A 12,954-nucleotide genomic window follows, 5' to 3' on the forward strand; every position below is an offset into this window, starting at 1 on the left:
TTACAAAACCAAATCTCAACGAAACTTCGGATTCTTATTGCTTCATTGGAAGAAAGCAATAAGAATACAAAAAAGGTATATAAGAAATGGTTACAAACCATCGCAACATGGAAAGACCATCACAACTGGAAATTATGGAGTATCCTTCATAAAACAGTGTATATGAGTAATCAACAAATTTTTTTCAAATCAAGAAGGGAGGGAACCTGGTTTAAAACTTATATCCCTTTGTGTATAGTTGACTCGGATGAATGATTATGCGCAAAACAAGACCGTTCCTAACAGGAACCTGCCGTTATTCTTTCACAGTAGGTGAATGAGAAGGTGATAGCCTTGCGGACAGGAAAAAGGTGAGATTCCTTTTCGGTAGTTGGCTTTTGTCTTGGTTCGCCAACGTTTTGATAGATTTTTATAAGTTTTTTAAACCAGGGCAAAATATGAAGATAAAAATCATAATTATTTCAATGTTGTTTACAGTCATTGGTGGTGCTGGAATTTATACAGCATTTGCGTCATCTCCTAATTCAGTAAAGAAAAGTGTTGAAAAACAAAAAGAAACAGTAAGACAAGATGAAGAAGAAAAAATGAAAAAAACAGCAGATAAATTCGGGGTTTCTACAGAAGGAAAAACAAAAGAACAAATCCAAAAAGAAATAGGTGCAGTGCGTTCTGAAAAGCGCCAAGAGCTTCTTCGGGAGCATGCAAAAGAGCTTGGAATTGAAGTAGAAGGTAAAACGGACGAACAATTGATTCAAGAGATTGGTAAAATTCAGCATGAAAAATAGGGCGACTTATCATAGGATAAGTCGTTCTTTTTTAAGAATATGATTCTATGAAAAAGAATTGACAGTATTTGTTTTATAATGTTAACCTTTATATAAATTAAGTTAACATTAGGGGTGACAATCATGACTGTGAGGAGCATGGAACAAACTTTTACATATGAGGAATTAGCTCAAAAAAATAAAGATTATGTGTGGCATCCTTTTACTCAAATGAAAGATTATTTGGAAGATGATCCTGTCATTATTGAACGGGGAGAAGGAAGAAAGTTATATGATGTGAATGGGAAAGGCTATTGGGACGGTGTGTCTTCTATTTGGCTCAATGTTCATGGTCACCATGTTCAAGAGTTAGATGATGCGATTCGTGAGCAATTGAATAAAGTTGCACACTCTACATTGCTAGGGATTGCGAATGTACCAAGTATTTTATTAGCCGAAAAAATTATTGAAATTGTACCGAATGGACTGAAGAAAGTTTTTTATTCTGATTCTGGTGCGACATCAGTTGAAATTGCAATTAAAATGGCCTTTCAATATTGGCAGCATAAAGGAAAGGCTAAAAAGAAAAAATTTATTACGATGAAAGAAGCGTATCATGGTGACACAATTGGAGCGGTATCCGTCGGGGCGATTGATATGTTTCACCAAGTGTATAGTACGCTTTTATTTGATACGTTAAAAGTACCATATCCGTATACATATCGTTCTCCTTATGGGGAAGATCAACAAATGATTGTGAAAAAACATTTAGAAGAAATGGAAGATTTATTGCAGGGCAATCATGAAGAAGTGGCAGCTGTTATTGTTGAACCACTTGTCCAAGGGGCGAGCGGTATCATTACTATGCCAGATGGTTATTTAAAAGGATTAAGAGAGCTTTGCACAGCATACAATGTACTTCTTATTACAGATGAAGTAGCAACGGGATTTGGCAGAACAGGAAAAATGTTTGCTTGCGAGCATGAGGGAATCACGCCCGATATTTTAACTGCCGGAAAGGGGCTAACAGGAGGATATTTACCGGTTGCCATTACCGTAACGACAGATGAAATTTATCGAGCATTTTTAGGTGATTATGAGGAACAAAAAACGTTTTTCCACGGTCATAGTTATACAGGGAATCCACTAGGCTGTGCAGTAGCACTTGCGAATTTAAAATTATTTGAAACGACTAATCTTATAGAAGCTGTTAGTCATAAAGCGGAATATATCGCAAAACGCTTAGAAGTTTTGCAGGGGTTTAAGCATGTAGGAGATATTCGTCAGCGAGGCTTTATGATTGGCATTGAGCTCGTGCAAAATAAAGAAACGAAGGAAGCATATTCTTGGCAGGAGCGAGTCGGTGTGAAAGTTTGTAAAAGAGCACGTGATTTAGGAATGATTCTTCGTCCACTAGGGAATGTTGTTGTCTTTATGCCGCCGCTTGCTTCTACGATAGAAGAACTGGATGATATGATTGCGATTTTACAGCAAGCCATTCAAGAGGTAACGGAGGGAGAATGATGAGTAGTTTCTTTGTGACAGCAACCGATACGGAAGTAGGAAAAACGGTTGTAACAGGTGCATTAGCAGGTGTGCTTCGCGAGCGTGGATATAATATCGGTGTCTATAAACCAATGCAAAGTGGTCATCTTTCCTCACATCCAGAAGGAGACGCTGCTAGGTTGAAAGCAGCTGCAGGTGTAACAATATCATGCGAGGAGATTTGTCCATACTCAGTTCAAGAACCGCTTGCGCCTCGTCTAGCAATGAAGCGGGCGGGAAGGAAAGTATTATTATCAGATATTACGAGTCATTATGAAGAATTGTCGAAACAATTCGACTCTTTGCTTGTAGAAGGTGCTGGCGGACTTGTAGTCCCTTACACAGACGACGCCCTCGTTGTTGATTTTGCGAAACAATTGCAATTACCATTGCTTATTGTAGCAAGGCCAATACTTGGGACAGTGAACCATACGATTTTAACGGTTTCTTATGCAAAAGCACACGGCCTAACAGTCGCAGGTATCATTTTATCTGGATGCCGAGAACATGAAAAAGAAAGAGTGTTAGAAAATAAAGAAATGATAGAAGAATTAAGCGGCGTACCGGTTATTGGATTGCTGCCAGCGCTGCGTGAAGACTTTACAAGAAATGAATTATTACAAGCGGCAGAAGAGAGTATTGCTATCTCAAGGTTAGAGGAGTTTTTACGCAATGAATCCAGTGTGGGAAACGCATTTTCAGTCTAAGTTAGCGAGTCTTACCAAAACATCACAGCACCGAAAATTGTTTGCAACGGAGCACGCCGAACAAGCGTGGCTCATTCGAAATGGAAAGAGATTATTAAATTTAGCTTCAAATAATTACTTAGGATTAGCTGGTGATGAACGATTAAAAGAAGCTGCAATAGAGGCGACAATAAAGTATGGGACCGGTGGGGCGGCATCACGTCTTGTTGTAGGGAACTATCCGTTATATGAAGAAATTGAACAGCATATATGCGTTTGGAAAGAAACTGAAAAAGCGCTAATAGTGAATAGCGGTTACACGGCAAATGTCGGAACCATTTCTTCACTTGTAAGTCGTCATGACATTGTGTTTAGCGATAGGCTGAATCATGCCAGTATTGTAGATGGCATCGTATTAAGCGGTGCCGAACATAAGCGCTATCGTCATAATGATTTAGAACATTTAGAGAAATTGTTGAAATCTGCAAAGGTAGAAAAACGAAAACTAATTGTTACGGATACTATTTTTAGCATGGATGGAGATAGGGCTCACTTAGAAGATTTAGTGATGCTGAAAGAAAAGTACGGAGCGCTTCTTATGGTTGATGAGGCACATGCAGGCGGAATATATGGGAGAAATGGAGCGGGTCTAGCTCATGAGCATCCCCAATTAGCTAAGTCGATCGATATTCACATGGGTACATTTAGTAAAGCAATGGGCTGTTATGGTGCGTATATTACTGGAAGTGCTGTTTGTATCGAGTATTTGATCAATACGATGCGCAGTTTTATTTTTACAACCGCTTTACCTCCAGGAACGCTTGGTGCAATTGGGAAAGCAATTGACATTGTGAGAAAAGATGAAATAGATCGTTATAGATTAATAGAAAATGGCCGATATTTTCGAACAGCTCTGCAAGAAGCTGGTTTTCATATTGGAGACAGTACGACGCATATTGTTCCTGTTATCGTAGGTTCTAATGAAGCAGCGCTCTGTTTTAGTATGAAATTGCAAGAAGCAGGGATAGCAACAATTGCGATTCGGCCGCCTACTGTACCGCAGCATAGTTCCCGCATCCGGTTTGCTGTAACAGCGCAGCATACGAATAATGATTTGCAGTGGGCAACGCAGCGGATTGTACAAATTGGAAAAGAAGAAGGAGTGATTTCATGACGCAGCCTACTCTTATTCTTATACCCGGATGGGGCATGGAAGAACAGGTTTGGGAAGCATTCCTTCTGCATTTGCATGATTTTCCCGTACATGTTGTTCATTGGCGTAATAGTGAAGACGAGCAGGACTTTCAACGTCGAATTATAGAGGTAGCGCAAGATAAAGAAGTAATTTTAGTTGGCTGGTCACTCGGGGCATTGGCCGCTCTTCAAGTGCATCATTTATTGCAAACGAAAGGGATTGTTTTACTAGGAGGAACAGCGAAATTTACAACAGATTCTGATTACATACATGGCTGGAAACACTCTTTTGTCGACCGAATGAATCGAAATCTTTTGAAACAAAAAGATGATACGTTGAAACGATTTTATATGAGTATGTTTTCAAAGGCGGAGCAGGAAAATGGACAGGGCGATGCATTTTTGAAAATAGCGGAACAATTTCAAGGTGATTCGATTCGTTCTTTGCAATGTGGACTCCATTATTTAAAAGAAACGGATGTTAGAGAACAGCTATTACAAATAGATGTGCCAGTACTACTTCTTCATGGAAAAGATGATGTGATTTGTCCTCTCTCTGCAGCGGAGTATATACAAGGAAAAATAAACGCATCACTCACGATTATAGAAGAAGCTGGACATGCACTTTGTTTCACACAAACAAAGCGTTGTGCAAAAGAAGTGATACAGTTTGTAAAGGGGATAGAGCGAAATGATTAACAAGACGTTGTTACAAAAACGATTTAATCAAGCTGCTGTATCCTATGATCAATATGCAAATGTTCAAAAAAAGATGGCAGATCAGCTGCTTGCTCATATGAAAGAACATTACGACGAAGCGGCACAAATTCATATTTTAGAACTTGGCAGCGGTACAGGTTATGTTACAGAGCAACTAGCAACATCCTTTCCAAAGGCAACGATTACAGCTGTTGATTTTGCAGAAAGTATGATTGCGAAAGCAAAAACAAGGTGTAATGTAGAGGCTGTTACATTTCAATGTGAAGACATTGAACGTATTACGCTTCACGAACAATATGATGTTATGATCTCCAATGCAACATTTCAATGGTTAAATGATTTACCAGCTACATTAGTAAATTTATATGAAAATTTACGTGAAGATGGTGTGCTGTTGTTTTCAACATTTGGAAATGAAACGTTTCATGAGCTTCATACATCATTTCAGCGTGCGAAAACAGAGTATGCAATAGAAGGTACTACAACTGTTGGGCAAAGCTTTTTTACAGGATTACAGTTGCAACAATTATGTAAAAGAATAACAGGGGATATACATATTACTGAAACATGTTACACAGAGACGTTTGATACAGTTCGTGAATTTTTACAATCGATTCGTAAAGTTGGAGCAACGAATAGCAACGAAGAATCTTACTGTCAAAGTCCTTCTGTCTTTCGCAGTATGCTCCGCATATACGAACGGGATTTTACAGAAGGTGAACGAATTACAGCAACATATCATGCTTTATTTTCTTATATGAAAAAAGAGGGGAAGAGAAGAAATGAAACATGTACAAACGAAAACAGATTGGAAGCAAATCGCATTTGAAGTATTAGAGGGAAGAGATGTAACGAAAGAAGAGGCACTAAGTATTTTACAAGCAAATGATGAAGAAGTTTTAGAAATTATGAATGCGGCGTATACGATTCGTCATCATTACTTCGGGAAAAAAGTAAAATTAAATATGATTATTAATACGAAATCAGGGTTATGTCCAGAGGATTGTGGGTATTGTTCTCAATCAATCGTATCCGAAGCTCCGATTGATAAATATGCTTGGTTAACACAAGAGAAGATTGTCGAAGGTGCACATGAAGCAATCAAACGTAAGGCAGGCACATATTGTATTGTAGCTTCTGGCCGTCGCCCAACTAATAAAGAAGTAGATCATGTTATTGGAGCGGTAAAGGAAATTCGCGAAACAACTGATTTGAAGATTTGTTGCTGTCTAGGATTCTTAAATGAAGATCAAGCGCACCGCCTTGCAGAAGCTGGCGTGCATCGTTACAATCATAATTTAAATACGCATGTAGATAATTACGAAAGTATTTGTTCAACTCATACGTATGACGATCGCGTTGATACGGTTGAAAAAGCGAAGCATGCGGGTATATCACCGTGTTCTGGTGCTATTTTCGGAATGGGGGAAACGGAGGAACAACGCGTAGAGATTGCATTTGAATTAAAGCGTTTAGCTGCGGATTCTATTCCATGTAACTTCCTTGTTTCTGTAAAGGGAACACCGTTAGAAGGACAAAAAGAATTAACACCAATGCAGTGCTTGAGAGTATTAGCAATGATGCGCTTTGTGAATCCGTCAAAAGAAATTCGTATTTCTGGTGGACGTGAAATTAATTTACGAGCTGTTCAACCTCTTGGTTTATTTGCGGCCAACTCAATCTTCGTTGGTGATTATTTAACAACTGCTGGCCAAGAGCCAACAGCAGACTGGGGAATGATTGAAGATTTAGGATTTGAAATTGAGGAATGTGCATTATAAATCCCCTGATAATTTGAGAAGAAAGCTCTCTATGAAGGAGCTTTCTTTTTTTGTAAATAAAATGTAATAAAGCGTATATAAGTGTTGTAATCATTGGGTTTGTAAAGAAATGAAGTAATATGTATTTGAATTTCCCATTCTGCAATTGTACATAGTAAGAGAGAATTTAATGGTGATTTGGGGGATTCGCATGCATAAATATATATTAGCAGTGATGAGTTTTCTTATTTTATTAAAGGCGGTTAGTGCAGATTCAGTAAAAGCTGCTGAAAATCCTGAACAGAAAGATTTGCAAAAGAGGGTCGAACAGCATTTTCGGCACCAAGCTGCGTATTTTGGAATCGATACAGAGGGAAAAAATTTAAAAGAAGTGCGGGAAGAGCTGCAAATTTTACAAGAAGAACAGGGGGAAGGAAAAACGGAAAAATAAAAAGAGGCAGAAGCCTCTCTTTATTTTATACTTGAAATGTAATCGGTTTTTCCCACATTAATGGGTAGCTTCACTTCACCCCGCTCAAACGGCTGGTAAGAAGTAAGAGCAGAAAGAAAATCAAACCAGCCATAAGAGCCCGATTGGTTCAACTAACCTCTTGTGAGGAAAAGCGTCTCACAAGAGGAAGTTTTACTTTATGCCCATTGGCGGGATAGGTTTGCCATTTCAATCGCTGCAACCGCAGATTCCCAGCCTTTATTGCCAGCTTTTGTGCCAGCACGTTCAATTGCTTGTTCAATCGTTTCGGTTGTTAAGACGCCAAAGATAACAGGGATTTCTGTTTGTAATGAAAGGGAAGCTACGCCTTTTGCCACTTCATTACAAACATAATCATAATGCGTTGTTGCGCCGCGTATCACTGTTCCAAGTGTAATAACAGCATCGTATTTTCCGCTGTTTGCCATTTTCTTTGCGATTAACGGAATTTCAAATGCACCAGGGACCCAAGCAACATCAATGTTGTTTTCTTCTACTCCGTGACGTTTTAAACCGTCTAATGCGCCGCCTAATAGTTTGCTTGTAATAAATTCGTTAAAACGACCAACAACAATACCTACTTTTAATCCTGTACCAACTAAATGACCTTCGAATACCATCATGTATCTCTCCCTTAATTTATATAAATTTATTTTCATTTTTCCAACACAGAAGTCGCTCCTATGCAAAGAAAAATAAGACCTGCTCTCGCATTCTCCCTTTATTTTAAACTTTGCATGTGGCAGGAAAAGGCCCTGACCGCTCCTATGCGCGGCCAGACGCTCTCACCCTCTCCTAAAAAAGGGGGGGAATGTTCACTTTTTAATTTGTAGTTATATATTATAAATTTAATAAATGACCTAATTTTGTTGATTTTGTTTGTAAATATGCTTTATTCTCTTCTTTTGTCGGCATTTGGAGCGGCACGCGCTCTACAACTTCTAAATCATAACCTTGTAAGCCTGCGATTTTACGTGGATTATTTGTTAAAAGGCGAAGCTGTTGTAATCCTAAATCTTTTAAAATTTGTGCGCCAATTCCGTAGTCACGAAGATCAGCTGCAAAGCCAAGTTTTTCATTTGCCTCTACAGTGTCGTAACCTTCTTCTTGCAGTTTATATGCTCGCAATTTATTTAGCAGCCCAATGCCGCGTCCTTCTTGACGCATGTATAGAAGAACCCCTTTTCCTTCTCGTTCAATTTGAGCGAGCGCTGCATGAAGCTGCGGACCGCAGTCGCAGCGGAAAGATCCAAATACATCGCCGGTTAAGCACTCAGAATGGACACGTACAAGCGCTGGTTCGCCTGTAGAAACATCGCCTTTTATAAGAGCGATATGTTCTTGATTATCTAAAGAATTGGAATAACCAATTGCCCGAAATGTACCAAAGTCAGTTGGTAGTGTAATTTCGACTTCGCGTTGCACGAATGTTTCATGATGACGACGATACGCAATTAAGTCTTCAATTGTAATCATTTTTAGATTAAATTGCTTGGCGATTTCTAATAAATCAGGCACTCGTGCCATCGTTCCATCTTCATTTATAATTTCACAAATAACGCCTGCTGGCTCTACACCGCATAATGTAGCTAAATCTACAGCAGCTTCTGTATGCCCGGCGCGGCGAAGAACGCCACCTGCTTTTGCGATTAAAGGGAAGATATGTCCAGGGCGTTTAAAATCACTGGCTGTCGCTTCCGGGTTTAATAGTTCACGTACAGTTGTCGCGCGTTCATGAGCGCTAATACCAGTTGTCGTCGAAATGTGATCGACGCTAACTGTAAAAGCTGTACCGTGTGAATCTGTATTTTGTGAAACCATAGGTCCTAATTCTAAACGATCGGCATATTCTTCTGTAATGGGAACACATACAAGACCGCGCCCATGTGTAATCATGAAGTTGATTGTTTCCGGTGTAATATACTCGGCTAAAGAAATAAAATCCCCTTCATTTTCTCTATTTTCATCATCGCAGACGATAACAACTTTTCCTTGTTTTAAATCTTCTAACGCTTCTTCAATTTGATGAAACATTTCATTTCCTCCCTTATAGGAACCCATTGTCTTGTAAAAAGTTTTCTGTAATAGAGCTCTTTTTAGATGTTGGCTGTGTAATAAAACGTTCAATATATTTTCCAATCATATCGCACTCAATGTTCACAATATCGCCAGCAGTTTTTGTTCCGATGACTGACTGACTTAATGTGTGTGGAATGAGAGAGATTGTGATGGAAGATTCATCAATGCCAAAAATCGTAAGACTCGTGCCGTCAATGGCAACAGATCCTTTTTGTAAACAATAACGAAGCAATTCATTTGGTAATTGTATTTTGTAATATACAGCGTTATAGCTTCGTTTTTTATCAATAATTGTTCCGGTGCCGTCAATGTGTCCTGTTACAAAATGCCCACCGAAGCGGCCATTTGCACTCATAGCACGCTCTAAATTTACTGCCCAGCCACGGCTAAGTAATTGGAGAGACGTTGCTCGCATCGTCTCGGGCATGACATCAACGGTAAAAGAAGTGGGGGTAAAAGAAGTGACAGTTAAACAAATCCCGTTTACAGCAATGCTGTCACCTAAGTTTACGTCTGTCAAAATGGTCTCTGCCGAAATTGTCAGTTTCATAGCTTTGCCAGTTTGCTGCATATTAGCGATTGTTCCGAGTTCCTCAACAATTCCTGTAAACATAAGGCACCTCTTTTCTTGGGGTGGCAACGACTTTTATATCATCACCAATTTGTTCCATCGATTGAATGTGCAGCGTGAGTGCATTTTCTAGTTGTGTAAAACCATTTCCGCCAAAACAGGTTGGGGCTTCTTTACCACCAATTAGCTTTGGGCTAATATAAGTAATCAGTTCCTGAAAACATTTTGCTTCTAAGAAACTTGCATGAACTGTTTGTCCGCCTTCGACAAAGAGAGAAAGAATATTTTTTTCTCCGAGAAGATCGAGCAGTTCGTTTATTTCAATATGATTCGTCTTCATTTGCAATACAGATACCATATCTGATTGAAATTTTGAAATTTTCTCTTTTGAAACGTCACTTCCAACGATAACCCATGTTGGCGTCTCACCATTTGTAATTACGTGAGATGAAAGCGGGGTTCGTAAATGTGTATCAAGTACGATGCGAATTGGACTTTTTCCGCCATTTACAAGCCGCGTTGTTAAATGCGGGTTATCGGTAATAATTGTATTTACACCGACGAGAATGGCATCGTGTGTATGGCGATAACGGTGTACATTGGCACGTGCCTCTTCGCCTGTAATCCATTTACTTTCTCCTGTACGAGTAGCGATTTTTCCATCTAAACTCATTGCTGTTTTTAATGTGACAAATGGCCGCTTTGTTCTCATGTAGTGGAAAAAGTAACGATTTAATTCTTTTGCTTCTTTTTCCAGTACACCAATTGTTACATCAATTCCAGCTTCCTGTAATCGCTTGACACCTTGACCTGAAACGAGCGGGTTGCTATCGAGTACTGCAACAACGACTCGTTTGACGTTCTTTGCGATGAGAAAATCACAGCAAGGAGGCGTTTTTCCGTGATGACTGCACGGTTCTAGCGTTACATAAACTGTTGCACCGTGGGCATTTTCACCAGCCATGCGAAGAGCGTGAACTTCAGCATGTTCAGTTCCTGCTCGTAAATGGGACCCCACTCCAATGATATTCCCGTCTTTTACAACAACAGCACCGACCATAGGATTAGGACTTGTTTGCCCAGCTGTATTTTTTGCTAATTGCAAAGCAAGTGCCATATATTCTTGATCTGTCATAAACTCACCTCTCCTAAAAAAATCAAAAAAACCCCAAGGATAGAATCCTTGGGGTGAGAGAGACGATGTTTCTAGAAATATAAGAAGGATACGAAAGTACACTGAAGAAACCTAGCATTGACTGATAAGTTTGCATAGAAAAGAAGCCCAGCAACTATCTATTTTTTTACATGCTAGTGTTATTGTATGATTTCAGCAAAGAAAAGAATGGTATATGAAAGAAAACATATGCATGTTTAAAAATAAACAGTACAAATGCGCATGCTGAAATAAACGTAGTATCCTATTATACGTACTAGAAAACATATCCTTCTCCCATCCAGACTATACTGTCGGCTCTAGAGTCTCACTAGATCCACCGTTTTCAATTAGAAAACGGGTCACGGACTTAGAAGTGTGCACTTCATCACCGCCGGTTGGGAATTTCACCCGACCCCGAAGGATGCTGTTTGCTCACATTATAGCACAAAAAAGACAAAAGGCTATAAAAAAATATTTAAATGTAAAGAATTGTATGAAAATAAAGGAGGGGGGTAAATTTACGTTAGCGAGGAGAGTAAATTTGTTATACTAGTGTAGAAAAATTTTATATAGTGTTTAAAACGAGGTGAAAGTATGAAATATATTGCTGTAGGAATAGGCGGCGTGATCGGAGCTTTAGCTCGCTATGGAGTAGGACAGCTCTTTGAAATAACATCTTTTACTGGTTTTCCATTCGCAACATGGTTAGCTAATATGAGTGGAAGCTTTTTATTAGCATTTTTAACGATGTCTATCTTTCGAATGAAACAAGTGTCACCGCTTATGATAAGTGCGATTGGTACAGGGATAATTGGTTCCTATACAACGTTCTCAACGTTTAGTGTAGACACGCTGAATCTATTACAGCATGAAGCGTTTAGGGTGGCTTTTTTATATGTGAGCGCAAGTATGATAGGAGGATTGCTTTTCTCTTTTGGCGGATTTTATGTTGGAAATAAACTATATGAACGCAGTGTGAGGAAAGAAGGAAACGTATGAATATTTTACTTGTCAGTATCGGTGGCTTTTTCGGTGCAATTGCCCGTTTTTATATTAGTACGATAGCGAAAGAAAAATATGGGGATTCTTTTCCTTATGGAACATTTTTTATAAATATAATCGGTTCGTTTTTACTCGGCATGTTATACGGTGCTGAAGTAGCTAAAATGTGGATATTATTATGTGGCACAGGATTTATGGGGGCATTTACGACATTTTCGACATATCAACTTGAAATGATACAATTGATACATAAACGAGAAGGGCAAAAGGCATTCCTATATTTTGTTATGAGTTATGTAATAGGGATCGGAAGTGCTTTTGCAGGATTTTATATGGGCAGGATGTAAAAAACACGCGCACATGTTCTTGTGCGCGTATTTGTTTATTCTTTCGGTGCACGTACAACAGATTCAAATTGTCCTTTATGCGAACCATCGCAATACGGCATATTTTTTGATAACCCACAGCGGCATAACGAAAATGCCGGTTTTGCTGGGAAGACATTTCCTTCCGCATCGATTAGTTCCACATCCCCTGTAATGCGGAACGAACCATTATCATTTACTTTAATTTGTACTTTCCCCATTGTTACACCCCCTTACCAAACGCATATGCTTATCATATACTTACTAGAATGACTTGACAATGTTTAGAAACAATGCTTTTTGTGAGAAAATGAATACTCCCCCACTTACCAAAGCTTGAAGTGGGGGTTTCTAACGTTTCGACCTAACGGACGATTAACGTCAGTGGAGTTAACACACTAGCGAGCTGTTTCACGCCTAACCCCTCAATCCCGTTTGTCCATGCATTCGGGACTACTTTTCGTAAAATATTAGCCGCAGCGTTTACATCTGCGTTGATTCCGATTCCTTTTGCAGAACGATACATACCACGCTTCATTCGTTTTCCTGAAAACGTTGCATTTTGGTCATTTGTTCCATACGTTGGAATAAAGTCATTGTCTAGAAAACTTGCTTTTGATGT

The 12,954-nt window shown here is 39.1% G+C and carries 14 protein-coding genes, 3 pseudogenes and 1 riboswitch; of the genes and pseudogenes, 11 read left to right on the forward strand and 6 right to left on the reverse strand.

All coding sequences use genetic code 11. The annotated features are described in order from the left end of the window. The 9 genes and pseudogenes from V7024_RS08000 to V7024_RS08040 all read left to right on the forward strand — a co-directional run. Positions 1-189 (forward strand): annotated as a pseudogene (locus V7024_RS08000) (IS200/IS605 family accessory protein TnpB-related protein); the annotation flags it as partial. Positions 190-437: 248 nt separating this feature from the next. Continuing rightward, positions 438-785, forward strand: a complete 348-nt coding sequence (locus V7024_RS08005) for a hypothetical protein (RefSeq protein WP_335518053.1) — start codon at positions 438-440, stop codon at positions 783-785. A gap of 123 nt (positions 786-908) precedes the next feature. Then, positions 909-2,288 (forward strand): adenosylmethionine--8-amino-7-oxononanoate transaminase, encoded by a 1,380-nt coding sequence (gene bioA, locus V7024_RS08010; protein WP_335518056.1) that lies wholly within the window; start codon positions 909-911, stop codon positions 2,286-2,288. Next, a complete protein-coding gene (bioD, locus tag V7024_RS08015; protein ID WP_335518059.1) occupies positions 2,288-3,016 on the forward strand; it encodes a dethiobiotin synthase in 729 nt (242 codons plus the stop codon). The genes bioA and bioD overlap by 1 nt, the downstream gene beginning before the upstream one ends. Next, the gene (gene bioF, locus V7024_RS08020; RefSeq protein ID WP_335518061.1) at positions 2,982-4,169 is read left to right on the forward strand and encodes an 8-amino-7-oxononanoate synthase; all 1,188 of its coding nucleotides are present in this window, start codon (positions 2,982-2,984) and stop codon (positions 4,167-4,169) included. Before bioD ends, bioF begins: the two co-directional genes overlap by 35 nt. Further along, positions 4,166-4,888, forward strand: a complete 723-nt coding sequence (locus V7024_RS08025; RefSeq protein ID WP_335518064.1) for an alpha/beta fold hydrolase — start codon at positions 4,166-4,168, stop codon at positions 4,886-4,888. The genes bioF and V7024_RS08025 overlap by 4 nt, the downstream gene beginning before the upstream one ends. Then, positions 4,881-5,738: a malonyl-ACP O-methyltransferase BioC gene (gene bioC, locus V7024_RS08030; RefSeq protein WP_335518066.1), complete on the forward strand. Its 858-nt coding sequence runs from the start codon at positions 4,881-4,883 to the stop codon at positions 5,736-5,738. The genes V7024_RS08025 and bioC overlap by 8 nt, the downstream gene beginning before the upstream one ends. Then, the gene (gene bioB, locus V7024_RS08035; RefSeq protein WP_335518069.1) at positions 5,692-6,690 is read left to right on the forward strand and encodes a biotin synthase BioB; all 999 of its coding nucleotides are present in this window, start codon (positions 5,692-5,694) and stop codon (positions 6,688-6,690) included. Before bioC ends, bioB begins: the two co-directional genes overlap by 47 nt. Before the next feature lie 190 nt (positions 6,691-6,880). Continuing rightward, a pseudogene (locus V7024_RS08040) lies at positions 6,881-7,181 on the forward strand (hypothetical protein). Between the two features lie 136 nt (positions 7,182-7,317). On the opposite strand, the gene ribH reads toward V7024_RS08040, so the two are convergent. From ribH to ribD, 4 genes are all read right to left on the reverse strand, one after another. Beyond that, positions 7,318-7,779 (reverse strand): 6,7-dimethyl-8-ribityllumazine synthase, encoded by a 462-nt coding sequence (gene ribH, locus V7024_RS08045; RefSeq protein WP_020059455.1) that lies wholly within the window; start codon positions 7,777-7,779, stop codon positions 7,318-7,320. 220 nt (positions 7,780-7,999) lie between these two features. Beyond that, complete coding sequence (locus V7024_RS08050; RefSeq protein WP_335518072.1) at positions 8,000-9,193, reverse strand: bifunctional 3,4-dihydroxy-2-butanone-4-phosphate synthase/GTP cyclohydrolase II; 1,194 nt, start codon at positions 9,191-9,193, stop codon at positions 8,000-8,002. A gap of 13 nt (positions 9,194-9,206) precedes the next feature. Then, positions 9,207-9,851 carry a riboflavin synthase gene (gene ribE / locus V7024_RS08055; RefSeq protein ID WP_335518075.1) on the reverse strand — a complete coding sequence of 215 codons (645 nt, stop codon included), beginning with the start codon at positions 9,849-9,851 and terminating at the stop codon, positions 9,207-9,209. After that, positions 9,832-10,944, reverse strand: a complete 1,113-nt coding sequence (gene ribD, locus V7024_RS08060; protein WP_335518078.1) for a bifunctional diaminohydroxyphosphoribosylaminopyrimidine deaminase/5-amino-6-(5-phosphoribosylamino)uracil reductase RibD — start codon at positions 10,942-10,944, stop codon at positions 9,832-9,834. Before ribD ends, ribE begins: the two co-directional genes overlap by 20 nt. Before the next feature lie 303 nt (positions 10,945-11,247). Further along, positions 11,248-11,391, reverse strand: a riboswitch (FMN riboswitch). Between the two features lie 168 nt (positions 11,392-11,559). Here ribD and V7024_RS08065 point away from each other — a divergent pair. Next, positions 11,560-11,964: a fluoride efflux transporter FluC gene (locus V7024_RS08065; protein WP_335518081.1), complete on the forward strand. Its 405-nt coding sequence runs from the start codon at positions 11,560-11,562 to the stop codon at positions 11,962-11,964. After that, entirely contained in the window at positions 11,961-12,314 is a 354-nt protein-coding gene (gene crcB / locus V7024_RS08070) for a fluoride efflux transporter CrcB (RefSeq protein WP_335518084.1), read from the forward strand. The genes V7024_RS08065 and crcB overlap by 4 nt, the downstream gene beginning before the upstream one ends. Positions 12,315-12,349: 35 nt before the next feature. On the opposite strand, the gene V7024_RS08075 is transcribed toward crcB, so the two are convergent. Both V7024_RS08075 and V7024_RS08080 read right to left on the reverse strand, forming a co-directional pair. Then, positions 12,350-12,553: a CDGSH iron-sulfur domain-containing protein gene (locus V7024_RS08075; RefSeq protein ID WP_335518087.1), complete on the reverse strand. Its 204-nt coding sequence runs from the start codon at positions 12,551-12,553 to the stop codon at positions 12,350-12,352. A 143-nt stretch (positions 12,554-12,696) separates the two neighbouring features. Further along, positions 12,697-12,954: pseudogene (locus tag V7024_RS08080) on the reverse strand (RNA-guided endonuclease InsQ/TnpB family protein); the annotation flags it as partial.

Source organism: Bacillus sp. JJ864, assembly GCF_036963045.1.
Lineage (GTDB): Bacteria > Bacillota > Bacilli > Bacillales > Bacillaceae_G > Bacillus_A > Bacillus_A pseudomycoides_C.